This window comes from Williamsia limnetica (assembly GCF_003217475.1).
Lineage (GTDB): Bacteria > Actinomycetota > Actinomycetes > Mycobacteriales > Mycobacteriaceae > Williamsia > Williamsia limnetica.
In genome coordinates this window covers 239894-264313 of record NZ_QJSP01000011.1, presented here as the reverse complement: position 1 = coordinate 264313, position 24420 = coordinate 239894, and the positions used below count along the sequence as shown (strand labels likewise).

The 24420-nt window shown below is 64.6% G+C and carries 26 protein-coding genes; 15 read left to right on the top strand and 11 right to left on the bottom strand.

What is annotated here, in order from left to right; translation table 11 throughout:
• Positions 1–311: 311 nt before the first annotated feature.
• The 7 genes from DFR67_RS19610 (at position 312) to DFR67_RS19580 (ending at position 6564) form a co-directional block, all read left to right on the top strand.
• Positions 312–836, top strand: coding sequence for an MSMEG_0572/Sll0783 family nitrogen starvation response protein (locus DFR67_RS19610; RefSeq protein WP_110471165.1), 525 nt, complete (start codon positions 312–314; stop codon positions 834–836).
• Between the two features lie 83 nt (positions 837–919).
• The gene (locus tag DFR67_RS19605; protein WP_110471164.1) at positions 920–1990 is read left to right on the top strand and encodes an MSMEG_0568 family radical SAM protein; all 1071 of its coding nucleotides are present in this window, start codon (positions 920–922) and stop codon (positions 1988–1990) included.
• A gap of 2 nt (positions 1991–1992) precedes the next feature.
• A complete protein-coding gene (locus DFR67_RS19600) occupies positions 1993–3405 on the top strand; it encodes an MSMEG_0567/sll0787 family protein (RefSeq protein WP_110471163.1) in 1413 nt (470 codons plus the stop codon).
• Complete coding sequence (locus tag DFR67_RS19595) at positions 3402–4295, top strand: carbon-nitrogen hydrolase family protein (RefSeq protein WP_110471162.1); 894 nt, start codon at positions 3402–3404, stop codon at positions 4293–4295. Before DFR67_RS19600 ends, DFR67_RS19595 begins: the two co-directional genes overlap by 4 nt.
• Positions 4288–4611, top strand: coding sequence for an MSMEG_0570 family nitrogen starvation response protein (locus DFR67_RS19590; protein ID WP_110471161.1), 324 nt, complete (start codon positions 4288–4290; stop codon positions 4609–4611). The genes DFR67_RS19595 and DFR67_RS19590 overlap by 8 nt, the downstream gene beginning before the upstream one ends.
• Positions 4612–4642: 31 nt before the next feature.
• Complete coding sequence (locus DFR67_RS19585; RefSeq protein WP_110471160.1) at positions 4643–5476, top strand: carbon-nitrogen hydrolase family protein; 834 nt, start codon at positions 4643–4645, stop codon at positions 5474–5476.
• On the top strand, positions 5473–6564 hold the full coding sequence (locus DFR67_RS19580; protein ID WP_110471159.1) for an MSMEG_0565 family glycosyltransferase: 1092 nt from the start codon (positions 5473–5475) through the stop codon (positions 6562–6564). Before DFR67_RS19585 ends, DFR67_RS19580 begins: the two co-directional genes overlap by 4 nt.
• Before the next feature lie 17 nt (positions 6565–6581).
• On the opposite strand, the gene DFR67_RS19575 is transcribed toward DFR67_RS19580, so the two are convergent.
• Together DFR67_RS19575 and DFR67_RS19570 are read right to left on the bottom strand one after the other, a co-directional pair.
• Entirely contained in the window at positions 6582–6902 is a 321-nt protein-coding gene (locus DFR67_RS19575) for a hypothetical protein (protein ID WP_110471158.1), read from the bottom strand.
• A 55-nt stretch (positions 6903–6957) separates the two neighbouring features.
• Complete coding sequence (locus DFR67_RS19570; protein WP_110471157.1) at positions 6958–7404, bottom strand: GNAT family N-acetyltransferase; 447 nt, start codon at positions 7402–7404, stop codon at positions 6958–6960.
• Positions 7405–7596: 192 nt separating this feature from the next.
• Between DFR67_RS19570 and DFR67_RS19565 the strand changes: the two genes are divergently transcribed.
• Positions 7597–9189 (top strand): ABC-F family ATP-binding cassette domain-containing protein, encoded by a 1593-nt coding sequence (locus DFR67_RS19565; protein ID WP_110471156.1) that lies wholly within the window; start codon positions 7597–7599, stop codon positions 9187–9189.
• 3 nt (positions 9190–9192) lie between these two features.
• Here the strand turns inward: DFR67_RS19565 and DFR67_RS19560 are convergent, their stop codons facing one another.
• Positions 9193–10431 carry a benzoate/H(+) symporter BenE family transporter gene (locus DFR67_RS19560; RefSeq protein WP_245938047.1) on the bottom strand — a complete coding sequence of 413 codons (1239 nt, stop codon included), beginning with the start codon at positions 10429–10431 and terminating at the stop codon, positions 9193–9195.
• A 49-nt stretch (positions 10432–10480) separates the two neighbouring features.
• On the opposite strand from DFR67_RS19560, the gene DFR67_RS19555 reads away from it, so the two are divergent.
• Both DFR67_RS19555 and DFR67_RS19550 read left to right on the top strand, forming a co-directional pair.
• The gene (locus DFR67_RS19555) at positions 10481–11209 is read left to right on the top strand and encodes a GntR family transcriptional regulator (RefSeq protein ID WP_110471198.1); all 729 of its coding nucleotides are present in this window, start codon (positions 10481–10483) and stop codon (positions 11207–11209) included.
• Positions 11202–11984, top strand: coding sequence for a DNA-formamidopyrimidine glycosylase family protein (locus DFR67_RS19550; protein WP_110471155.1), 783 nt, complete (start codon positions 11202–11204; stop codon positions 11982–11984). The genes DFR67_RS19555 and DFR67_RS19550 overlap by 8 nt, the downstream gene beginning before the upstream one ends.
• On the opposite strand, the gene DFR67_RS19545 is transcribed toward DFR67_RS19550, so the two are convergent.
• Positions 11947–13221: an MFS transporter gene (locus DFR67_RS19545; RefSeq protein ID WP_110471154.1), complete on the bottom strand. Its 1275-nt coding sequence runs from the start codon at positions 13219–13221 to the stop codon at positions 11947–11949. The two genes, DFR67_RS19550 and DFR67_RS19545, sit on opposite strands and share 38 nt — an antisense overlap.
• Positions 13222–13511: 290 nt before the next feature.
• Between DFR67_RS19545 and groL (DFR67_RS19540) the strand changes: the two genes are divergently transcribed.
• The 5 genes from groL (DFR67_RS19540) to DFR67_RS19525 all read left to right on the top strand — a co-directional run bounded on the left by groL (DFR67_RS19540) (position 13512) and on the right by DFR67_RS19525 (position 17630).
• The gene (gene groL / locus DFR67_RS19540) at positions 13512–15137 is read left to right on the top strand and encodes a chaperonin GroEL (RefSeq protein ID WP_110471153.1); all 1626 of its coding nucleotides are present in this window, start codon (positions 13512–13514) and stop codon (positions 15135–15137) included.
• A gap of 231 nt (positions 15138–15368) precedes the next feature.
• Entirely contained in the window at positions 15369–15725 is a 357-nt protein-coding gene (locus DFR67_RS19535; RefSeq protein WP_110471152.1) for a DUF6264 family protein, read from the top strand.
• 103 nt (positions 15726–15828) lie between these two features.
• Positions 15829–16488: a DsbA family oxidoreductase gene (locus DFR67_RS19530; protein ID WP_110471151.1), complete on the top strand. Its 660-nt coding sequence runs from the start codon at positions 15829–15831 to the stop codon at positions 16486–16488.
• Positions 16481–16609 (top strand): hypothetical protein, encoded by a 129-nt coding sequence (locus DFR67_RS31400; RefSeq protein ID WP_281268351.1) that lies wholly within the window; start codon positions 16481–16483, stop codon positions 16607–16609. Before DFR67_RS19530 ends, DFR67_RS31400 begins: the two co-directional genes overlap by 8 nt.
• A gap of 49 nt (positions 16610–16658) precedes the next feature.
• On the top strand, positions 16659–17630 hold the full coding sequence (locus DFR67_RS19525; RefSeq protein WP_170135247.1) for an MSMEG_6728 family protein: 972 nt from the start codon (positions 16659–16661) through the stop codon (positions 17628–17630).
• Here the strand turns inward: DFR67_RS19525 and DFR67_RS19520 are convergent.
• The 7 genes from DFR67_RS19520 to DFR67_RS19490 form a co-directional block, all read right to left on the bottom strand.
• Entirely contained in the window at positions 17627–18160 is a 534-nt protein-coding gene (locus DFR67_RS19520; protein ID WP_110471150.1) for a YbhB/YbcL family Raf kinase inhibitor-like protein, read from the bottom strand. The two genes, DFR67_RS19525 and DFR67_RS19520, sit on opposite strands and share 4 nt — an antisense overlap.
• 7 nt (positions 18161–18167) lie before the next feature.
• Positions 18168–19817 carry a chaperonin GroEL gene (groL, locus tag DFR67_RS19515; protein ID WP_110471149.1) on the bottom strand — a complete coding sequence of 550 codons (1650 nt, stop codon included), beginning with the start codon at positions 19815–19817 and terminating at the stop codon, positions 18168–18170.
• A gap of 55 nt (positions 19818–19872) precedes the next feature.
• Positions 19873–20898, bottom strand: coding sequence for an NAD(P)-dependent alcohol dehydrogenase (locus DFR67_RS19510; RefSeq protein WP_110471148.1), 1026 nt, complete (start codon positions 20896–20898; stop codon positions 19873–19875).
• A complete protein-coding gene (locus tag DFR67_RS19505; RefSeq protein ID WP_110471147.1) occupies positions 20895–21725 on the bottom strand; it encodes an iron-sulfur cluster assembly protein in 831 nt (276 codons plus the stop codon). Before DFR67_RS19505 ends, DFR67_RS19510 begins: the two co-directional genes overlap by 4 nt.
• Positions 21722–22792, bottom strand: a complete 1071-nt coding sequence (locus tag DFR67_RS19500; protein ID WP_110471146.1) for an amidohydrolase family protein — start codon at positions 22790–22792, stop codon at positions 21722–21724. Before DFR67_RS19500 ends, DFR67_RS19505 begins: the two co-directional genes overlap by 4 nt.
• Before the next feature lie 122 nt (positions 22793–22914).
• Positions 22915–23265, bottom strand: a complete 351-nt coding sequence (gene mimD / locus DFR67_RS19495) for a propane 2-monooxygenase effector subunit MimD (RefSeq protein ID WP_110471145.1) — start codon at positions 23263–23265, stop codon at positions 22915–22917.
• A complete protein-coding gene (locus DFR67_RS19490) occupies positions 23262–24398 on the bottom strand; it encodes an aromatic/alkene monooxygenase hydroxylase subunit beta (protein WP_110471144.1) in 1137 nt (378 codons plus the stop codon). The genes mimD and DFR67_RS19490 overlap by 4 nt, the downstream gene beginning before the upstream one ends.
• Positions 24399–24420 lie beyond the last annotated feature (22 nt).

Below are 24420 nucleotides of genomic sequence, written 5' to 3'. Positions count from 1 at the left end.
GATCAGCATGGATGTACGACTTGGCCACACCAGAATTCTTGCATCAAACCCGCCGAATCGCGGGCGTTACCGCCCGCGATTCGGCAACAGCCTCTCCAACGTGTGCAAATGACTCGAGAGTGTGCATCTGCGAGGGATCAAAAATTACCGGCGCGTTACCGGCGTGAGGTTTTCGAATCGCAGAGTTGGTCCCGGGATAACCACTGGGAAACGCGCGGAATCTGTACTGGAACACGCAGCCGGATCCGGCTTCTCGCCCCCGCGGCAATGACGTCGCAGCGGTTCATTCCTCGCCCTCACCAGGAGACCTGATGTCTGAGATCGACCAAGCCATTGCCGAGAATATCAAGAAGTCTCTCGCCGAGATCCCGCACCCATCGCTGCCGAAGGGTAGCAACATCTATGGCAGTACCAAGCTGTTCCCCGACTACAAGGCCGAGGACGGGGAGACCTACTTCACGCTGGTGCACGGGATCGCGCATGAGTCGTCGGTGAGCTTTGTGGCGGTGTTGCAGGCGACTCGTGCGTTGCGTAAGGGGTTCGAGTCGGCCATCTACTTCTACGGTCCGGGCGCCATCAACTGTCTGGCCACTCGCGGGTTCCCGACGACGGGTGATTCGGGATTCCCGGGTGAGCAGAACATCAACGATTCGCTGGCGACGTTCATCTCCGAAGGGGGCACCGTCTACTGCTGCCGCTTCGGGCTGGCTCTGCACGGTGGCCGGGAAGAGGACCTGATCGAAGGCGTTGTGCCCGCTCATCCGCTCGACGTGCAGGACGCGCTGATCCACTATGCCCGCAAGGGCGCCATCATCAACTCCACCTACATGGTCTAGAAGGAACTCTGATGCCGGAGACGAAGCGGAGCGGAGCTCGACCTGATCTGCCGGAGACGAAGCGGAGCGGAGCTCGACCAGAGATGTCCGTGTCGGCACGGATAGATCTCGCGCTGCTCGGCGTCCGTGGCTCGTTGCCCGTCCGCCGGTCGGCCGGCGCCGGTCCCAGCGACGACGGCCACCTGCTCATCGATGGCCTCAGCGCTGCGGTCCCACGTAATCCGCTCAGTCCCTATGTCCTCGATGGTGATCAGGTGCTTCTCGACGGCGCCCACGAGGGATTGTCACCGACCGGATTGCAGGTCTCTGCAATCGAGCGACCCGCCTTCTACGACCTGCGTACCGATGACGGCATCGAATACGAGAAGATCGCCAAGCTCCACGGCGCAGATGTCCTGGCCACCACGGTGATGCAGACCTGCATCCGCTACGACCCGTCGCAGCGGTGCCGGTTCTGCACCATCGAGGAGTCGCTACGGTCGGGAGCGACGGTGGCGGTCAAGAAGCCCGCCGAGCTCGCGGAGGTCGCCGAGGCGGCTGTGCGGCTCGACGGCATCAAGCAGATGGTGATGACCACGGGCACCTCGGCCGCCAAAGACCGTGGTGCCAAACACCTGGCGCGTTGTGTCCGGGCGGTCAAGGCCGCAGTCCCTGCGTTGCCGATCCAGGTGCAATGCGAACCGCCAGGCGACCTGGCCACCTTGACCGAACTCAGGGACGCCGGAGCAGAGTCGATCGGCATCCACGTCGAATCGCTCGACGACGCGGTTCGGGCGAAGTGGATGCCGGGCAAGGCCACCGTGACCCTCGACGAGTACCGCGCGGCGTGGGCCGAGGCGGTCCGGGTTTTTGGCCGTAACCAAGTCTCCACGTATCTGCTCGTCGGACTGGGCGAAGACCCCGACGAGTTGGTCGCAGGAGCGCGCGAACTCATCGACATGGGCGTGTACCCATTCGTGGTGCCCTTCCGGCCGCATCCGGGGTCGCTCGCGGTCGAGGTCGACCACGCGTGCGCTCCTCGCGGCGACGTGGTGGAAGACGTCACGCGCCGGGTCGGTAAGGAACTCATCGCGGCCGGCATGGTCGGCTCGGATCAGAAGGCGGGCTGCGCGGCCTGCGGTGCCTGCAGCGTGCTGCAGAACGTAGGAGGCTGAAGATGCAGGTGAGCGCGCACGACCTCGCGATTCTGACCGGTCCACGGCCGGCGAGAGCTCCGTCCGCCGGGTTCCTGATCCAACCTGCCGAGAACGCAGCGCATCTCGCGGATTACGCGGCGCTCAGGCATGGCGCCTTCGTCGTCGAGCAGGGGCTGTTTTCCGGCACCGATCATGACGACATCGACGATGACCCACGGACCGTGGTGCTGTGCGCCATCGGCGACGATGGCGCATTCCTAGGCGGGGTCCGCTTGGCGCCGGCGACCCCCGAGGACATCGGCTGGTGGACCGGAAGTCGGTTGGTGGTGGCACCCACCGACCACGCCCGCGGTGTCGGGCCGGCTCTGGTGCGGGCCGCGTGCGCACATGCCGAGAATGCGGGTGTGTTGCGTTTCGACGCCGCAGTCCAGCAGCGGTACGCGCCCATGTTCTCGCGACTCGGGTGGGACCGCGTCGCAGATGTGGACGTCGCCGGCGTCTCGCACGCCGCGATGCGCTGGCCGATCAACAAGATCGAGCGACTGGTCGCCGGCACCAAAGCAATGCTCGCCGATGTCCTGGCGCCGCTCGGAGCCATGCCCATGGGATTGGGCCCCAGCGGATTCCGCGGTGACGATGGCACCCCCGTGCCCGGTACCGACATGATCGCAGCCTGCGACGCCATCATCCCCTCGATGGTCGAACGCGACCCCGAATGGGCCGGCTGGTGTGCGGTGCTGGTCAACCTCAACGACCTCTCGGCGATGGGTGCCACCCCGGTTGGCCTGCTCGATGCTGTCGGGGCACCAACCCGTTCCCAACTCACCCGCATCATCCGCGGTATGGCCAAGGCCGCTGCAGCCTGGAATGTCCCTGTCCTGGGCGGGCACACGCAGGCCGGTGTCCCGTCGTCGCTATCGGTGACAGCTCTCGGGCGCACGTCGACGCCGATTCCTGCCGGCGGCGGGAAAGTTGGACATGAGGTACGACTGACTGCCGATCTCGGTGGTGGTTGGCGGCAAGGATACGCGGGCCACCAGTGGGATTCGACGTCACACAGGTCTGCTGACCAGTTGACTGCGATGTCGAGTTTTGTGCAACGTGCGGCACCGGCTGCCGCTAAAGATGTGAGCATGGCAGGTCTCGTGGGTACCACCGGGATGCTCGCCGAGGCCAGTGGAACAGGGGCCGTGCTCGATGTCGGCGACATCCCGCGTCCTGACGGAGTGCCTTTGGGGCAGTGGATCACTGCTTTCCCTGGATTCGCGATGATCACCACGGATAGTCCAGGCCATACGGTGCCGGATGCCGGACCGGCACGCAGCGCCGTGTGCGGCCGGCTCACCGACACCCCCGGCGTAGGCCTGCGCTGGCCCGACGGTCAGATCACACAGGCGGTGCGCGCCACCGTCACAGGATTGGGGACAGCATGACCACGACGATCTCGGTCGCGGCGGCGGAGTTCGGTCGCGACATGGAACAGGGTTACCGCACGATCGGCGCGCTCATCTCTGATGCCGCGGACAAAGGCAGCAACCTGCTGGTCCTACCGGAGGCGTGTCTCGGCGTATACCTGCCGTCCCTGGGTGGCGGTGACGAGAGTGTAGAAGCACGCAGACGTCGACTGGAAGATCTCCCACCGGCACTCGAACTCGACGGTCCAGAACTGGCCAGGGTCATCGAGATGGCGGGAGACATGACCGTCACCCTCGGGTTCTGCGAGGCCGACGGCGAGACCCGATACAACGCGGCGGTCACCCTGACCGGCGACGGCATCCTCGGTTCGTATCGCAAGGTGCATCAGCCGCTCGGTGAAAATCTCTGCTATGCAGCAGGTTCGGAATACTCGACGTTCGACACTCCGGTCGGCCGTATGGGTATGCAGATCTGCTATGACAAGGCATTTCCGGAGGCGGCGCGGGAACTGGCGGTGGGTGGAGCGGAGATCATTGCCTCGATCTCGGCGTGGCCCACGTCGCGCACGAACACCACCCCCAACATGGAGGACGATCGCTGGAAGCAGCGATTCGACATCTACGATCGTGCGCGTGCGCTGGAGAACCAGCTGATCTGGGTGTCGTCCAATCAGGCCGGCACGTTCGGATCCCTACGCTTCGTCTGCAGCGCCAAGATCGTGGGCCCGGGTGGAGAGATCCTGGCAGACACCGGAATCGACGCCGGACTGGCGACCGCGACCATCGACGTCGCAGAACTGGTCGGCAGCGCGCGGGGCAGCGGCATGTACCACCTTCGCGATCGACGTCCATCGGCATACGGCAGTGTCACCGCGCCGAACACCTTCGAGGAGCTCACCTATGCCTGAAATGACCTTCACCGTGCAGTGGCCTGATGGCGCTCGGCAGGAATGTTATTCGCCGTCCCTGGTCATGCATGACCATCTCGAGGTGGGCGCGCAGTACCCGGTGGCAGAGTTCGTCGCCCGGACCGGCACGGCTCTGTCGATCGCGAGCGAGCGGGTTCGCGAGAAGTTCGGTTTCGCGTGTACGTCGGCGGCGGCTCAACTCGCGGAGGTCGAGGAGAAGGCCCGACGCAGCCCCGAGGGCATGGTGCAAGTGCTGGCCATGACCGGTGCGGAGTTGATCGCACCGTCGGATACCGAGATCGCGCGGGGCCGGTGAAGCGTCGGCCGCGGCACTAGTCTGATCACTTATGGCACCCATACGAGTTGCCGCCTTGGCAGCCCACTTCGGCAGGGATGTCGAACGCGCGGTGAACAAGATAGTCGGCATCATCGAGTCTGCGTCACGCGACGGCGTCGATCTGCTGGTGCTGCCCGATGCCTCCCTCGGAGGGTACATCGGTGACCTGCGTGCGCCCGATATCGAGCACTTGCCACCTGCGGTCGAGACCGACGGACCAGAGCTGGCGCAGATCATCGCGGCGGCCGGGCCGATGACGGTCTGCGTCGGCTACACCGAGGCAGCTGCGGGAGAGCGTTACAACACAGCTGTCTGCTTGTCCGGGGACGGTGTTCTCGGTACTCACCGCAAGGTTCATCAGCCGGCGGGGGAGTCACTCGCGTACGCCGCGGGAAGCGCCTTCTCGGCGTTCGACACGCCGGTCGGCCGAATGGGCATGTTGATCGACTACGACAAGACATTTCCGGAATCTGCGCGCACGCTGGCGCTCGACGGAGCACGGATCATCGCCGCGCTGTCTGCGTGGCCCGCCAGCGTCACAGACCGTGCGTCGCGATTGCCCAACGATCGGCAGTCGCGATTGTTCGACCTCTACGACGCTGCCCGGGCCGCCGAGAACCAAGTGGTCCTGGTGTCGTCGAACCAGACGGGGGTCATGGACAAACTGCGGTTTCTCGGTCAGGCCAAGGTGGTCGGGCCCGGCGGTGAGGTGCTCGCCAAGACCTGGGCAAAAGGCGGTATGGCTGTGTGCGACATCGATATCGACGCAGAGATCGATCGTGCCCGCAGGGTCCTGCATCACCTCGAGGAGCGCCGGGTCGACACGTATTGGCGGCAGCCATGAGGGTGTCGTTGCTGACCTACTCGACCAAGCCGCGCGGTGGGGTGGTGCACACGCTCAACCTCGCAGAGGCGATGGCCCGGCTGGGCGCCGACGTGACGGTGTGGTCGCTCGCGCGCGGTGGAGATCCCGGCTTTTTCCGGGACGTCGACCCGGCCGTCACGGTGCGGCTCGCGCGCTTCGACGACCGCGACGGTGACACGGTCAGCGACCGGATCGTCCGGTCCATCGAGGTGCTGGGCAACGAATTCGACCGCAGCGCAGCAGATATCGTGCACGCTCAGGACTGCATCAGCGCCAACGCCGTCGGGCGTTGCATCCGCACCATTCATCATCTCGATCAGTTCACGACCCCGATTCTCGCGTCCTGTCACGAGAAGGCGATCACCCTGCCCTACGCCCGGATCTGCGTGTCGGCGGCCGTGGCGGACGAGGTTCGCGCCGGGTGGGGAGTCGATCCCACCGTCATACCCAACGGGGTTCAGGCGGACAGATTCGCCGCGGCAGCAACCGAGATGCCGGATGCTGTTGCTGCACGCAGCTACTGGGAACACAGGCTCGGCAGATACGTGCTCGCCGTCGGCGGGATCGAGCCGCGCAAGGGCAGCCTCGACCTACTCGAGGCCTACGCGCTGATGCGCCGATCCGATCCTGAACTCGCCCTGGTTTTTGCCGGCGGTGAAACCCTCTTCGACTATCGCGGCTACCGGGCCGATTTCGATCGGCGCGCGGTGGAACTGGGGATCGATCCGATCGTGCTCGGCCAGGTGGACGACACGCAGCTTCCTTCCCTGGTGGCGCAGGCTGCGGTGTTCGCCTTCCCGTCGACGAAAGAGGGCTTCGGCCTGGCTGCCATGGAAGCTCTGGCTGCGGGCGTCGCCGTCGTCGCTCGCGATCTGCCGGTGTTGCGTGAGGTGTTCGGGGACGCCGTTCGCTACGCCGAGACCCCGGAAGATCTCGCCGCTGAACTGACCGCCGCGACGACTGCGGATCCGACGCGGTCGGCACTCGGCCGACAACTTGCCGGCAGCCTGACCTGGGAAGCAGCGGCGAGAGCGCATCTGAACTTCTACCGAGAGGTCGGTGGCTGACCGGGGTCAGGACTCGATCAGTGAAAAGAGAACCGGCGCCGGCGCCGGGCCCTCGTCGGTGTTGTAGCGGTCCTCTCCCGGATGTAATCGACCATGTCGATCAGTGCGCGACGATCTTCCTCGTCATCGCCACCTTCTCTGTCGCCGACAGCGATGGACATCTGGGTCCCCGTCCGAATGTCCAGCTCGTCCCAGCACAGCGACAACAGGTGCGCGTACAGCCGACGGTGATCGACGACCAGGACGATCTTGGTGTTGTATTCGGCTGTCTTCCATGAGATCTGCTCGGCGGTTTCTTGGGTGAGGGCGCCGCCGGCCGTGAAATCCTGTAGGTACATCCGGTCACCTCCGGTGGTTCACATCTGGTCGCCATCGTAACCTGCGCGGCAAGACTCACAGCTGTTTGGAAAAGAACACCCGGTCGAAGCCGTCGACGGTCGACCGGTGCGTTTCGACGAATCCGCGTCGGGGGTAGAAGTTCAGGTTTTCGGTCATCGCCGCGTTGGTGTAGAGCCGCAATTCGGGCAGTCCCAGCGCGCGGGCGTGCTCGGCGGCGAAGTCGAGCAGGAGCACTCCGATTCCCAGACCCCGAGCGACGGCCGGCACCGCGAGATTGTCGAGCAGGAGGTGGTCCGCCTCGGGGGTCAATACGACGGTGCCGACCAACTGATCGTCGTCCTCGGCGACCCATACCGCGCCGGTGCCGATGAGCGTGGGGTAGTCGGTCCTCATCGGATCCGGCTCGGTGCCGATCCGGTCGATGTATGGGCTGAACGCTTCGTTGATCAGTGACGACACGGCGAGGGCGTCGTCGGCGTGTGCAGATCGGATACTCACCATCGGTCCAGTGTGCCGAAAGAAAGCATTTGCCCCGGCGTCGGGGAGGGTGCACAATCGATCGTGTTCTGTCCCCTGCAGTGAGGCTTCACGTGAACTCCTCCGGCGTCTTCGCGTCCTGACGCGCCTGACACCACCGCGCACCCCGCGGGATGAGTTGTGGGCGCGTCCCATCACTGCATTCTGGGGAGACTCATGCGCCCGACTTCTGAATCATCGATACTGCTACGCGATGTCGGCTTCGATTGGCCTGACGGAACCACCGCGTTGCACGACATCACGGCCTCCGTGGGAACCGGTCGCACCGGGCTGATCGGCGCCAACGGCACGGGAAAATCGACCCTCCTACGGTTGCTGGCGGGTGAGCTCGAGCCCACCGCGGGTTCAGTCGTGGCGATTGGCGACACCGCCTACCTGCCCCAAACCCTGCCGCTGCGTGTCGATTCGACCGTCGCCGATCTGCTCGGTGTCAGAGCGCAGGTCGAGGCTTTGGCAGCCATCGAATCGGGCTCGACCGACGCCGTGCACTTCGACGTTGTCGGGGACGACTGGGACGTCAACGCCCGGGCGGTTCAGTTGCTGGCCGACGTGGGACTGTCGGACATCGGGCTCGACCGCAACGTCGGGACACTCTCCGGTGGTGAGGCCATGCTCGTGGCGATCACCGGTCTCCGGCTGGCGGGCGCTGCGATCAGTTTGCTCGACGAGCCGACCAACAATCTCGATCGCGACGCTCGGGAGCGGCTCTACGGCATGCTCGCCGATTGGCCCGGCACCCTCGTGGTCGTGTCCCACGACGCCGAGTTGCTCGAACTCATGGACACCACCGCCGAGCTACGCGAGGGCGAGCTCGTGGTGTTCGGCGGTCCGCTGAGCGCCTACCGCGAGCACGTGGAACTCATGCAACGGGCGGCTCACCGAGATCTGCGGGCTGCCGAGCAGGTTCTGAAAGCCGAACGGCGACAGCGTATCGAAGCCGAGACAAAGATCGCGCGAAGCGCGAAGTCAGGCAAGGCCAAAGCCGAAAATCTACCGAAGATCCTGGTGGGGAAGCGGAAGAACAACGCGGAAGCATCCGCCGGTCGCATGCGAACCGAGGCCGACGCGAAGATCCGCGACGCGCGCAGGGCCGTCGGCGATGCCGCCGAACTGATCCGTGAGGACAAAAAGATCCGCATCAACCTCCCCGACCCCGACGTTCCGAGTGGCAGGCGCCTGGCCGAGATACATTGTGGCGACGCCACAGTGGTGATCCAGGGACCTGAACGGGTCGTTCTCGCCGGCCCCAACGGCAGTGGCAAGACGACACTGTTGCAGACGCTGTGGCTGTCGAAGCCGCCGGTGGACGGCCTGTACGCGATTGCACAGACAGACCGAATCGGCTATCTGGCACAGCGATTGGATGGACTCGACGACGATGCGAGTGCCTTCGAGAACATCCGGACAGCTCTTCCTTCGGCCGAACCGCACGAGATACGCGCAAAATTGGCGCAATTCCTGCTGCGCGGCGCCGCCGTGGACAGACCTGTCGGCATCTTGTCCGGCGGCGAGCGCTTCCGGGTGGCACTGGCCAAGCTGCTGCTCGCCGACCCACCTGCGCAATTGCTCGTTCTCGATGAACCGACGAACAATCTCGACATGACGAGCGTCGATCAGCTGGTCGAGGCGTTGTCCGGCTATCGAGGCGGTCTGCTGGTGGTGAGCCACGACGATGAGTTCGTGCGCAGACTCGACGTGTCCAGGAAGCTATACCTCGCCGACGGGAGACTGACCGTATCCGACACGTAGGGACTACTCGGCGACCCCGGGAGCCCGCGTTTGCGGCTCTCCTTGAGGTGACGTCTTTTCCGGTGGTTTTCGGAGCGCGACGTAGACGACCAACCCGGCGATCAGCGCCCAGAATGCTGACCCGATGCCGGCCACGGTCACTCCGGCAGCCGCCACGACAAACGTGAGAACGGCAGCCGTACGGGAGTTCTCGTCCCGCAGACTCGCCGCCAGTGACCCGGCGAGTGTATCGAGCAGCGCGAGCCCTGCGACAGTTTCCACCAGGCCGGCGGGGGCGACGGTGATCAGTGCGACCACCGCGGCGGAACTGAAAGCGAGTATCAGGTAGGCGGGACTCACCGTGGCCGCAGCAATCCATCGGCGACGGGGGTTCGGCTCTGCGGCGGGCGCGGCGGCCAGGGCTGCACTGATAGCGCTGAGATTGACCGCATGTCCTCCTGCCGGGGCGACCATTGAGGTCAGTGCGCCGGTGACCAGCATCGATGGCTGCCAGGGGATCCGGTACCCAAAACTCGACATCACCGCCGTACCAGGGAGGTTCTGCGACGCCATCGTGACGATATACAGCGGCAACGCGATACCGATGCAGGCCTGCCACGACCATTGTGGCGCAACAAGATCCAATCGGGGTATCAGAGAGTCGCCGGAGATGGACTTGTCCGAGGTCATCATGACCACGGCGATCACGACTGCAGCCGTTGCGAATGCCGCAGGAACCGCCCAGCGCTTGGCGTAACGGCTCAGAATCAGCCAGACCAGTACGACTGGCGCGATGGCCAGCGGTTCGTCCGCGAACGCGTGCACGGGCTCAAGGCACAGAGGCAGGACGATGCCTGCCAGCATGGCCTGCGCAATGGGTGTCGGAATCGCCTGGACCAGCGCGCCGAGGCGGGGCCACAGTCCGGTGGCCACGACCATCACACCGACGAGAACGAATGCTCCGACCGCGGCGGGAAAGCCTCCGTCGGGAGTGGCTGTTCCTGCCAGTAGGGCCGCCCCGGGGGTGGACCAGGCCAGGGTGATCGGCATTCGGTACCGGACGGCGAGAAGGGCGATGCCGATCGCCATCGCGAGACAGAGAGCAAAGAGCCCCGAGGCTGCCTCTTCGGCCGACGCGCCGACGGCTCGCAAGCCCGTCAGCACCACCGCGAATGAGCTCGTGAATCCGACGAGGGCGGCCACGACGCCTGCGGTGATCGGCTGCGACAGGGGTGCGCGGACGGTCGTTGTCTCGGATGTCACCGGGCTATCGTAAGGTAAATAGGATCTTGGATCCAATAAAGGGATTGGTATGCCACCGACGCGCTCGACGTTTGTTCTCGACACCCTGGGCCGTCGGCCCACCGCGGTCCAGCATGCCCGCACCGTCATCGAGGACACTCTGGCCGAGGCGATCCTGAGCGGAGAGCTGACCAGCGGCACCCCGCTGCGTCAGGCCGAACTGGCGGAGGTGTTCGGAGTGAGCCGGATGCCGGTCCGCGAGGCCCTTCTCGCGCTCGCCGCGCGGGGACTGGTCGACAATGTGCCGCACAAGGGTGCCGTGGTGATCTCGGTCGATGCCGCCGATGTCGTCAACACCTACCGGATCAGGGCCATGCTGGAACCGGAGGCACTCGGTGGCTCGATACCGCTTCTGGACTCAGGCGATCTAGATCATGCGCGCGACGCTCTCGCCGCGATGGACGATGCGCCACCTCTGGCCGACGTGGGCCGGCTCAACTCCGAGTTCCACCTCGCGCTGTACCGGCGGCATCCGAACGCCAAGTTGCTCAAGTTGATCGCGTCGGAACTCGACGACGAAGAGCGGTACCTGCGGTTCCATCTCGCAGAATTGGGTACCGATCAGTTGGCGCAGGACGAGCATCGGCAGATCCTGGACCATGCAGTGGCCGGCGAGGTCGACGAGGCCGTGGCGGTGTTGCGGCGCCACATCTGCGCCGCAGCCGACACGATCGAGGCGTACTTTCGGCAGCGATCACCGAACACCAGCCGCGAGGAGCACCGAAGACGTCATGCCTGAAGGTGACACTGTTTTCCAGGCCGCTGCCAGGCTCCATCGCGCCCTCGCCGGAAAGGCGCTGACCCGGTGTGACGTTCGGGTTCCCCGGTACGCGACGGTCGACCTCAGTGGCGAGCAGGTCGACGAAGTCACTGCGCGTGGCAAACACCTGCTGATCCGCGTCGGCGATGTGTCCGTGCACTCGCATCTGAAGATGGAAGGCCGCTGGGACATCTACAAAAAGGGTGAGAAATGGCGCAAGCCCGGTTTCAAGGCGCGCATCATCCTGGAGACCTCGACGGTCCAAGCAGTGGGTTTCGAGCTCGGCAAACTGGAGATCTTGCGCCGGTCCGAGGAGGACAAGGCGGTCGGGCACCTCGGACCCGACCTGCTCGGACCCGACTGGGATGCCGACACCGCCATTGCCAATCTCGGCTCAGACCCTGCCCGTCCCATCGGGCTCGCGCTGCTCGACCAACGCAATCTCGCGGGTATCGGCAACGTCTTCCGCGTCGAGATGTGCTTTCTGCGCCGGACCCATCCAGCAGTGCCGGTGGCCGACGCAGGTGATCTGAGCGAGTGGGTGGCGCTGGCCAAACAGGTTCTCGAGTACAACCGCACCCGATCGATGCGGGTCACCAACGTCGATCGGCCCGGTGAGCGAACCTGGGTTTACGGGCGAGCAGCGCGTCCGTGTCGGCGTTGCGGGACCACCATCAAGAAGGCGGACTTCGGCAACGCCACCGACATGGATCGCGTCATCTACTGGTGCCCGCTGTGTCAGCCGCCGCCGTGACCAGATCGGTTCCGTCTGCCGCGGCGCCTGGTGCCGCCCCACGATCGGTGCGGGCCCGCCACAATGCGACGATCGCGGCGACGATCACGAGGGCCAGCACGAACGCGCTGTACCCGATGGCGGTGGGACGAAGGCCGACGTGGATCACCGCGAACCCGGCAACGACGGCCGGGACGCTGAATCCGGTGTAGCTGACGATGAACAACGTGGAGAACACCTGACCCCGCGACGCAGGCGCGGTGACAGCGATCAGCGTGGCCACCACCCCGACGAACGTCGCGCCGAACCCGAACCCGGCGACCATCGAGCCGACGACGTAGGTGGGTATGTTCGCGGAAATCGTGCCGACCAGGCTCAGGACCAGTCCGGACCCCAGCGTGCTCAAACCGATGGCCAGTTTGCGATGGGCACTCCAGCCGGACGCCGCCATCGATCCGATGGCACCCGAACCGAAGAACGAGCCGATGATCAGCCCGGCCCCCATGTGGTTCTCGATACCGAGTATCCGCGCCGTGATCGACGAGCCGAGCGACAGGTAGAGACCGCCAAGTGACCAGGTCGCGAACATTGCAGGGACCGACGCGAGGAACACCCCGCGTACCGCAGGCGGCAGGCCGGCGTTCGGCCGGACCACCTTCCACAGGTGCGCGCGTGAGGTGAAGCCGGTGCGGGGCGAGGTCTCCGGGATGAAGAAGATGAGAACAATGGCGACGATGAATGCGGCTATGAGGACGAGGAACACCAACTCGCGCGGCATCGGTGCGTATTGGACCAGGATTCCGGCGCCGACCGCGCCCAGTGCCAAGCCTGCCGGGGGCGACGCGGAGCTCGCGATCGACCCGGCACGCGGCGAGGGTTGCAGATCGACGAGAGCGGCGCTCAGTGTCCCGGTGATCGCGCCGGCGGCGAGGCCTTGCAGCACTCGCGCGGCTATCAACATCGGGACGCCGTCAGCGAACGCGAACATCGCCATGGACGCCGTCAACACCGCGAGCCCACCCAACAGAACAGGCCGTCTGCCGACATGATCGGAGAGCGAGCCGACTGTGAGGAGTCCGGCCAGCAGCGCGAGCACGTAGACGGCGAAGATCACGGTGAGGGTGAACGACGAAAAGCCCCACAGCTCCTGATATACGGGGTAGAGCGGGGACGGCGCCGCAGCGCCGAACATCATCGCGATGGTCGTGGCCGCGATGACGATGAATGCCGAGGGGTGCCCGATCTGCCTTACTGCCATTTCGTTAGCCAACTACACAGACCGTTGCATCTATTCCTGACAGCCTTTTCGCGGTCACCCAAGCGCACCTCCGGCTTCGCCTCGTTTCATGGTCGAGCTCCGCCTCCGGCTTCGTCTCCGCCTTGCACTCGACCCCTGAGAGTGCTAAAACGGTGGCTGGCACTCGACAACCGTGAGTGCCAGGTTGGAACGGTGAGATCGGTCCTAATGACACGACCGATCGTCCGTCGCGGGCACCGGAACCGACCACCGAACTTCAGTGTCACCCCCTATCGGAGGATCACTTCGTAATGGCCAAGATCATCGCGTTTGACGAAGAGGCCCGTCGCGGCCTCGAGCGGGGCCTCAATGCCCTCGCTGACACCGTAAAGGTGACGTTGGGACCCAAGGGTCGCAACGTCGTGCTCGAAAAGAAGTGGGGCGCCCCCACCATCACGAACGACGGCGTTTCCATCGCCAAGGAGATCGAGCTCGAGGATCCCTACGAGAAGATCGGCGCTGAGCTGGTCAAAGAGGTCGCCAAGAAGACCGACGACGTCGCGGGCGACGGCACCACCACCGCCACCGTTCTCGCTCAGGCCCTGGTTCGCGAAGGCCTGCGCAACGTCGCAGCCGGCGCCAACCCACTCGGCCTCAAGCGCGGCATCGAGAAGGCCGTCGAGGCTGTCACCGAGTCGCTGCTGAAGTCCGCCAAGGAGATCGACACCAAGGAGCAGATCGCTGCTACCGCTGGTATCTCCGCGGGCGACCCCGCCATCGGTGAGCTCATCGCCGAGGCCATGGACAAGGTCGGCAAAGAAGGCGTCATCACCGTCGAAGAGGCACAGACTTTCGGCCTGAGCCTCGAGCTCACCGAGGGCATGCGTTTCGACAAGGGCTACATCTCCGGCTACTTCGTCACCGACGCAGACCGCCAGGAAGCTGTCCTCGAAGACCCGTACATCCTGCTGGTCTCCGGCAAGGTGTCGACCGTCAAGGACCTGCTGCCGCTGCTGGAGAAGGTCATCCAGGCCGGCAAGCCGCTGCTGATCATCGCCGAGGACGTCGAAGGCGAAGCCCTCTCGACCCTGGTCGTCAACAAGATCCGTGGCACCTTCAAGTCCGTCGCCGTCAAGGCTCCGGGCTTCGGTGACCGTCGCAAGGCCATGCTGGCCGACATCGCCATCCTTTCCGGTGGCGAGGTCATCAGCGAAGAGGTCGGACTGTCCCTCGAGGGCGCCGGCATCGAGCTGCTCGGCACCGCCCGCAAGGTCGTTGTCACCAAGGACGAGACCACCATCGTCGAGGGCGCGGGAGATTCCGACGCCATCGCCGGTCGTGTTGCTCAGATCCGCGCCGAGATCGAGAACAGCGACTCCGATTACGACCGTGAGAAGCTGCAGGAGCGTCTGGCCAAGCTGGCCGGTGGCGTTGCTGTCATCAAGGCCGGTGCTGCCACCGAGGTCGAGCTCAAGGAGCGCAAGCACCGCATCGAAGATGCCGTGCGCAACGCCAAGGCTGCTGTCGAAGAAGGCATCGTCGCCGGTGGCGGCGTGGCTCTGCTGCAGTCCGAGTCGGCCATCGATGCGCTGACCCTGGAAGGCGATGAGGCCACTGGCGCCAACATCGTCCGCGTCGCCCTGGAGGCTCCGGCCAAGCAGATCGCCATCAACGCGGGCCTCGAGCCCGGTGTTGTTGCCGACAAGGTCCGCAACAGCCCGCTCGGAACCGGCCTCAACGCCGCAACCGGCGTGTACGAGGACCTGCTGGCCCGTGGCATCAACGACCCGGTGAAGGTCACCCGCTCGGCGCTGCAGAACGCAGCCTCGATCGCGGCTCTGTTCCTCACCACCGAGGCCGTCGTCGCCGACAAGCCCGAGAAGAACGCTGCACCGGCCATGCCGGGTGGCGACGAGATGGGCGGCATGGGCTTCTAGTCCACGCTTCTCAGCTTGTAGTTTCTCAACTGAGCCCGGTCACCTTTCGGTGGCCGGGCTCAGTGCTGTCCGCGGCCCGCCCGCAAACCCAGTCTCTTCAGGCAAACCCAGGTGCTGCGGCACCTGGGTTTGCCTGCAACGACTGGGTTTGGCGGGGAGGGGGTTTCGCCCGTGCGATCTGAGTAGTTTCCCGCTCCCGCGAGGCAGTGGTGCGGCCATAGTGTCCTAGGCATGACCTTCACCCAGCAGCCTGTGAGGCCGCCCCGCACCACCAATCAGGTAGTCGACGTCGTCATGACTGTGGTGCTGCTAGCGGTCCACGGGCTCGTGTTCATCGTCAGCGTCTACATCAGTCTGTTCTTCGCGATGGCCACCGACTCCTGCTACGGCGAGTGCGATACCGCACCGCTGACCGCCGCGTTTGTGGTCACCGACGGCGGTGGTCTGCTGACCCTGGCCCTGGCGATCATCGTCTCGATCGTCCTGCTGGTGCGCCGACGCCTTGCCTTCTGGGTACCGCTGGTCGGGATCGCGATCCAGATTGCGCTGGTTATCGCCGGCGCCCACCTCGCGAGCAGCATCATGTGAGCAGACCGATGATGTGCCCTTATGGCGAACAAACACCCAGGTGGACTCCGCCAGAACAACCCATCATCGGAATGTCCGAGGCGATACGTCGGTTGAGTCAAACATGAGTGCTCCCATCACCGTCGACATCTGGTCCGACATCGCCTGCCCGTGGTGCTACATCGGTAAACGGAAGTTCGAGGCGGGACTGGCTGAGTTCGAGGGTCGCGACGACGTCGAGGTGACCTACCACAGCTACGAGCTCGCGCCTGATACTCCGGTGGATTTCGAGGGCTCGGAGATCGACTTCCTGGCCCAGTACAAGGGCCTGCCGGCTGACCAGGTGGGAAAGATGCTCGGCCAGGTCGGCGGGGTCGCGGCGGAGGTGGGTCTCGACTACGACTTCGACAAGCTGCAGCACACCAAGACGCTCAAAGCCCATCAGGTCCTGCACTACGCGAAACAGCAGGGCAAGCAGCTCGAGTATGTCGAGCGACTGTTCAAGGCCTACTTCGAGCAGGGTAGGCACGTCGGTCGCGCCGAAGAACTCGCCGACCTCGCTGCCGACGTCGGTCTGGACCGCGATGCGGTTCTCGCTGCCCTTGACTCGGGTCAGTTCGCCGACGCCGTCGCAGCCGACATCGATCAAGCCCGTGCCTACGGCATCTCCGGTGTGCCTTTTTTCGTGGTCAACGGAAAGTACGGGGTATCCGGCGCGCAAGCGCCTGAGGCGTTCACCGGCGTTCTCGAGAAGGTCCGCGCCGAGGAGACCAGTGATGTCTGAGCCGATCACGCCGTTCGAGATGGTCGGCGACGTCGACGCCGGGGTGTGTATCGATGGTGTGTGCACGCTGCCCGGGGCCGAGGCCGAGACTTCTGGGACGAACCCGGCGACAGATCGCTAGCCTCTCTCGAGTGACGCATTGATCCCTGCGGATCGGGTAAGCGACTGCCATGCAGACGTTCCTGCCGTATGCCGATTTCGCCCGCTCGGCGGCCGTCCTCGACGTGCCGCGGCTGGGCAAGCAGCGCGTCGAGACCCTCCAGGTTCTCCGCGCGCTCGAGTTGTTCGACTACGGCTGGGGCAACCATCCCGCAGTTCAGATGTGGCGGGGACACACGCCTGCGCTTGTCTGCTACGGATTGATCTTCGTCGCGGAGTGGAAGCGCGCAGGTCGCGCAGACACCACGGCCGAGAAGATCGCAGAATTCGCACCAGAGGTGAGCGGTCGCTCGCAGGACGAACTCGTCGCCGACGGCCTCATGCCACCCTGGTGGGGTGACGAGCGTCTACACAGCAGCCATCGGTCGGCGCTCGTCCGAAAAGATCCCGACTTCTATCGGCCGGTCTTCGGCGACGATGACGGCGACGTCCCCTACTTCTGGCCGGAACCGCCGAGCGTGCCGAGCACCTTGCGGACCGGGGATGTTTCGGTTTGGGTGATCCGGCCGTCGTCGCCCGAGCACTTCGCCGAGTTCTTCCGACGAGGGTACGTCGGCTTCGGAACGGAGTCGGGTCTCGACGTCGACGCCTCCTCGGGAGGCGACCTGCGCGTCCTGCTCAAGGAGGCCGGTTCCGGGCGCAGGCCCGGTAAGGACCTGCGTGTGCTCGCCTCTTTCGTCTCCGATCTGGATGTCGGAGATCTGGTGGCCGTTCCGGTGCCGGGGGAGGACCACCTCGAACTGGGATCGATCACCGGAGGGTACGAATTCGTCAGGCGCGCCAACACGTTGACGCCCCATCGACGGCGGGTGCGTTGGGAAGGTCGGATCCACAAAAACGACGTCGAACCTCCCGCGCTCCTCCAGAATCCGCGCGCGCTGTTCCCTGTCCCCGTCTCCGCCCCCGATGATGGGGCCTTGCGGCGAACAAAGTCCCAGGTCGGCGCCGCCAGAACGACCCATCATCGGGGGGCGGGGGACTAGCTGGGCGGCGACCACCCGTAGGCCGCAGTCAATGTTGCCCGCCCGACCTCGTGACCATCGAGCGCTGCGGTGAGTTCGCAGGGACCCGCATGCGTTCTCAGGGGCAGTCTTCCGACATCCACCGCATGAACGGCGAAGATGAACCTGCCCGGCAGTCCGAGGGCTGCAGGTGCGGGCCCGACGTAGCGGGCGTAGCCCAGATCATTCCGTAGCTGCCTTGCTACGCTGGGCAATCGTTCCCCCGATCCGTTTCCGGCGTCGACCACCAGCGATGTCACGCCGCCGCTGATGTCGGCGACTGCCCAGTAGCACCGGCCGTTCAGGTCGTGCGCTGTCACGGCGTAGGACAACGTACCCAGCGGTGCACCCGACCATTCCAGCGAGGGCGACACGTCCAATCCGCCCCCGCCAAGGATTGCGCTGCGCTGCGCCGTGCGGAGCCGGGCGCCGTCGGCAACCTCGTTCGAGCGCAACCGAAGTCGTGGCTGCGCTCGAACGGAGGTCGCCGGAGCGAGGAAATCGGTGGTCATGGCCGCGTCAGTAGATGTTCGACGGCCGGACCATGCCCTCGGCGAGGTCACCGAAACCGGGCGCCATGATGGCCCCTGGATTCACGAGAACCTCTTCGACGACCAGGGTTTCGGTGGTCAGCAGCAGAGCTGCGATGGACGCTGCACTCTGCAGTGCGGACCGGGTCACCTTGAGCGGGTCGATGATCCCGTCGGCGAACATGTCCCCGTAGGCATCGGTCACGGCATTGAATCCGTGACCCTCCGGCAACGTGGACACCCGTCGTACCGCTTCGTCGCCGTCGTAGCCGGCGTTGATGGCGATCCACCGTAGCGGCTCTTCGACCGCACGCCGGACGATCTCGCGTCCTTCCGCAGCATCACCGGTCAGCTCCAGCAGATCCAGCGTCGGCTGAGCCTGGATGAGCGCGGTGCCACCACCGGCGACGATGCCTTCTTCCATGGCGGCGCGGGTCGCCGACAGCGAATCCTCGACGCGGTGCTGCTTCTCCTTGAGCTCGACACCGGTGGCCGCGCCGACGTGGATCATTGCCACCCGCCCGGACAGACGGGCGATCCGTAGCTGCAGATTGTCCTTGTCGTGGTCGTTCTCGGTGCGGGCATGTTCCTGCTCGAGCTGGTGGATGCGGGCCTTGACCTCCGCGGCGTTGCCGCCACCGTCGACCATGGTGGTCGAATTCTCGGTCACGGTGATCTTCTTCGCCGTACCCAGGTGCTCGACGCGAACATCTGCGAGCGACAGTCCGGAGTCGGAGCTGACCACCCGACCTCCGAGAATGGCTGCGAAGTCTTCCAATTCGGCAACGCGGCGGTGGCCGAAGCCCGGAGCACGGACAACCACCGAACGGAAGGTGTCGTGCATGTTGTTCGTCACGAGCATGCTCAAAGCTGGGCCGTCCATGTTCTCGCACAGGATCAACAGCGGGCGCTTGCTTCGCTGCACCTGCTCGAGGACCGGCATCAGAGTCTGGACCGTCGTGATCTTCTGATTGGTGAGCAGCACGTAGGCGTCTTCGAGTTGCGACTCCATGCGATCTTTGTCGGTGACGAAATACGGCGAGATGTAGCCGTGGTCGAACTCGACCCCGTCGACGTATGACAATCCCAGTCCGAACTGTGGCCACTCTTCGACACTGACGACGCCGGTCACGCCCACGTGGGTCATGGCGGCGGCGATGATGTCGCCGATGTCGGTGTCGTTGTTGGCCGAGAGCATGGCGACGTGGCGGAGCTGCTCCTCGCCGGTGACCTCGCGTGAACGTTGTTGCAGCAGCGCCACCACTGCATCCACGGCCTTCTCGATGCCGCGCTTGAGCTGCATCGGGTTCGCGCCGTTGTCGACGGCGCGGAGACCTTCGCGGACCATGGCCTGGGCCAATACCGTTGCAGTGGTGGTGCCGTCGCCGGCCACTCCGTTGGTCTTCGTCGCGACTTCCTTGACCAGCTGGGCGCCCATGTTGGCGTACGGGTCGCGGAGCTGGATCTCCTTGGCGATGGTGACACCATCATTCGTGATGGTCGGTGCCCCCGTGAGTTTCTCGAGTACCGCATTCCGTCCCTTGGGCCCGAGGGTCACTTTCACCGCATCGGCGAGGGCATTGACGCCCTCTTCCAATCGAGCCCGGGCGTCAGAACCGAACTTCAAATCCTTTGCCATTGTGCACGCACCTTCTTGTGTAGATGAATTGGTAGAGCTGAGATGAGACGGGTTCCTACGGAACCAAGATCGCCCTTCCGCGGACGTTGCCCGCATCGAGATCACTCAGGGCCGTGGCGAACTCGGCCAGCGGATAGGTGCTGGTGTGCAGAGACACCTTGCCTTGGGCGGCCAGCACCATGAGTTCGACGAGATCGTTGTAGGAACCGACGAGGTTTCCGATGAAGTTGATCTCGGTGGAGATCACGTCGATGGTCGGTATGGACAGGGTGCCGCCGTAACCGATGACGTAGTAGTTGCCTGCGCGACGGAGCATTCCGACGCCGTCTTCGATGGCGCCGCCTTCCCCGACGAAATCGATGACCGCCTCCGCGCCGTTGCCGTCGGTGAGGTCGAGGACCTGCTGGACCTGGGTGCCGTCGGCCACCACCGTGTGGTGAGCCCCCAACTCCGAGGCCAACTTCAAGGCCGGTTCCGACCGATCGACGACGATCATGCGGGCCGCCGACAGTGCGGCGAGCACCTGTACGCCGATGTGTCCGAGACCTCCGGCGCCGATGACCACGGCGGTGTCGCCTGGACGCAGGAACCTGGCCGCCTTGGCCACCGCGTGATAGGCGGTCAGACCGGCGTCGGCGAGCGCTGCGACATCGGCCGGCTTGAGTGACGTGTCGAGTTTGACCACTGCGCGGGCGTTGGTCTTGAGGTACTCGGCGTAGCCGCCGTTGCTGTCGATGCCTGGAAAAGCCGATGCGACGCAGTGCACATCGTCACCGGCTCGGCAGTACCGGCACAGGCCACAGGTGGCCAGTGGATGCAGGATCACCGGGTCGCCGACCTTCACCGACGTCACCGCGCTCCCGATCTCTTCGACCCAGCCGGCGTTCTCGTGGCCGATCGTGTACGGCAGCGTCACCCCGGACTTCTGCTCCCACTGACCTTCGATGATGTGCAGATCGGTACGGCAGACACCGGCACCGCCGATCTTGACCACGACGTCCAGCGCACCGTCGGCGTGGGGGTCGGGGACCTCCACGAGTTCGGGTTTGGTGTCGTATGCGGACAGTTGCACCGCTCTCATGACTCTCTCCTCAAGGTTGGCATTCCCAGATCGGCGCCATCGAAGGCTCCGATGCCGCTCTGGGTTCCGGGTGACTCGTCGTCTCCGTACCGGGTTTCCAGCAGGCCACGGCAGAAGATGCCGTTACCCTCGATGCTGACCCGGACGGATTTCGCGAATCGCAATCTCTTCGGGAGCCGTTCGGCGCCCATCGGCTCGCCGTCGTGTTCGACCATGACCAGCGACATCTCGGTCAGCGGCAGCCCGACATCGTTGCGACGCCGCATCAGCGAATCGGTTTCGAGGCCTGCGGGCAGGTCGCCGATCCGCAGCGACGTGTAGGCGTCGAACTCGACACCGTCCGCTGAGAGGCGTTTGGTCAACCGATCCAGTGAGGCCAGATACGCCTTGCGCTGAAACGTCTGCCGCAGCTCCTCCAGTTCACCGAGAACTTCTCCCTTCGCTTCGCTCAACCGTGCCTCTGTGGGGAACGACCCGGTGAACCCGGCCCGCGCCGCGACACCGTTGTTGATCTCGTCGGAGGCGAAGTGATCGTCGAGCCATACTGAGGTCCGTGAGACCTCGGACAGCGCGGCGACCGCATCGTAGGCGTCGGCGACCATGAGATACGCGAAGTTCGGGGCGCAGAAGTAGGTCGGTAGCCGCAGTCGAATCGACACCTCCGCCCCCTGCTCACCACGGTCGATCTCGACCGTGGTGACGAACTTCAGGTCCGTGATCGGCTCGTCGAGCTCGGGATCTTGTACGGTGCCGAGTGCTCCCCAGACCTGCTCCGCGAGAGCATGATCCCGGGCGACCACCTCGCCGGGCCAGGTCACTGCGGTCATACCGTGATCGCCTCCGGTGACGATGAGGACGGCTTCGCCGGGCTGCTGCCGACCGGCTTCTCCGCGGGTGCGGCCTCGTCGGACTGGATCTGGGCTTCGGCGGGAACGTCGAAGTCGTACAGCTTGGCGGCGTTGAGCCCGAGGATCTTCTTCTTGATCTGGGTGTTGAGGGTGCCGTACTCGGACTGCATGTCCTCGGGCATCTGGAAGTCGACGAACTTCTCGATGAGCCAGGCCGGCTTCCAGATGGCGTAATCGCTGGCGAACGTCAGGCGATCTTCTCCAACCCAGTACAGCAGCTCGCCGATGATCTGGGCGAAGTACCGCGGCCGGGTATGGATGAACGGCATCGCCACCGCGAGGCCGCCGTACACATTCGGCTCCTGCGTGGCGATCCAGCAGAAGTCCTCGAGGCGGGGCAACCCGACGTGCTCGACGATGAAGTTGAGGTCCGGGAACGCCGTGGCCACGTCATCGACATCGGCGACGTCGAACGCGTCCCGGTTGAGGGGGTAGATGGTCGGACCTTTGTGAATGTGGACGTTCTTGATGCCCAGTTCCTGGGTCTTCTCCAGGTAGCGGTACGACCAGTCGTCGGTCAGCTTGAAGCCCTTCGAATCACCCTTCCACTCGGCGGTGTACAGCTTGACGCCCTTGAGGTTCCAGCGTGATGCCAGCTTCTCCAGATCCTCGAGGCCCGCCTCTCCGTTGCGTGGGTCCCAGGCGCCGTTGGTCATCAGCTTGTCCGGGTGCTTCTCGGCAAGCGCGCCGTTGCGCTCGGTGGTGTTGAAGCCTTCGATGTAGAAGTCGTTGAGGTAGGTGGGCTGGAAGATGCCCTTGTCGACGTAACCGACCTCGAACAGGTCGTGCATGAGATCCTCTTCGGTGTAGCTACCGAACTTCTCCAGGGTCCACTTCTCCGACTCGGGGGAGAGATTGGCGTGGTAGTCGTAGAAACACCCCGTGAACCCCTTGCCGTAGCGGTTCTTCTGATTGCGCGGACCGCCGTTCCAGAAGTGGATATGGCTGTCGACGATGTAGTAGCTTTCGCCGTCCTTGTTGTACATCGATTACTCCAATACTGGTGGGGGGAGCCGGAACATCGAATGCATCCCGGCAAGGGGTTGTGGGGGAGGGGTGCACGCGAGCAGGCATGGGTTCTGACGACCAGAACCCATGCCCGCTCGGGTCATTCGACGACTTTGAGATCGAAATCGATGAATTCGGCCGCGTCTTCGGGATTGGCGAACAGCATGGTCCGGTCATCGAAGTGGACCATGCGCCCGTAGTGGGTGGACATGATCTCCTCGAAGTTCGACTGGTCGAAGTCGGCGCCGAGGGCGTCGGTGATCTCGTCGAAATCGAACGTGAGCACGTTTTGACCATCGACCCGGATCATCGACGGGAACTCGGCGATCTCGACACCTTCCTTCTTGCTCATGATCTCGGCGACCACGTAGCCGTTCTGGTTGTTCATCAAGGTGACACCGCACATGTTGGACGAACCGATGTCGGCACCAAATGTCATCTCGCTGCTCATGCGTCCAGCTCCTTCGATACGGGGATTTTCAGGTCTTCGAGGACGGTCCGCAGGCCGGCCTTGGCCGTGTTGAACGAGTCCTGGAAGGGGACGTGTCGTTCCTGTGGCTGCGACCAGATCGGTTGCAGCTCCCTGGCGGCTGCCAGACTGAGCGGGATCCACTTGTCGGACCACCGGCCGAGCAGTTCACGGTTCGCCTCACCGTGTTCTTCGTCATTGACCAACAGTCGCAGCAGCGTCCGGGTGTATCCGAGGTCGCGGTTGTAGTCGTGTTCACCGGATCCGACCAACGACGGGGTGACGTAGTCGCCGTTGCGTGCGGCGATCTGCATCACGAGGAGCGACCGGAAGAGCACACCGACGAGCTGTTCGAAGATGATGTTCGTCGCGAACACCGCCTCGGCCCAATCACCCTCTGCGGTCAGCAGTTCGACATTCTCGCGCACGCCCTGCCATACGGGGTCGTTGTGCCAGACGTCGCGGTGCACGGCCCCGTCGAAGCCCTCGATGGTGTCGGTCAGATCCAGGTTGTAGAGCGCCAGGTCCTGGGCGAAACGCATCTTGTGGGCGCTGTTGACGCAGATGGCGTTGTTGAGCATGTTGGTCGGCGCCGACCGTTGCGCGGCGGTGAAGACGTGCAGACCCAGACCGTTCTCGGCGTGCATCCAGGCTCCGAGGTTGCGCTGGACGAAGGTCGACCAGCTCGGGGTCCAGGATGCGTACGCGTCGGAGAGCTTGGCGTTGGCCAAGTTCTGCTGTACTTGCCGCACCACGTTGGCGTTGTTGCGGAAGATCGTCTGTTCCCACTCTTCGTTGGGATCGCGGAACTGATGCCAGTCAGACGATTTGAGCGCCGTCCAGTCCTTGGGGTATCCACCGGGACCATCGGCGAACCCGTAGATCCACCCCTGCGACAGGTGCCGCTCGGGGTCGGGCTGGACGTCGAAGGTCACGTCCTCGTAGGTGGTGGCCCGCATCTTGGCAGGCTTGAAGTAGTTGTAGCTCCGGCTCTTCGAGCTGGGAAAGTCGAGTGCTCCGGCCTCGGCATCGGTGAACTTCGGTTTCGGGAAGCTGCGCACCGGTTGGCCGGTGGCGGCTCCGGTGTCGGGCTTGGGGGCTGCGGGGGCGCTCATCTTTGAACTCACTTTCTGTTAA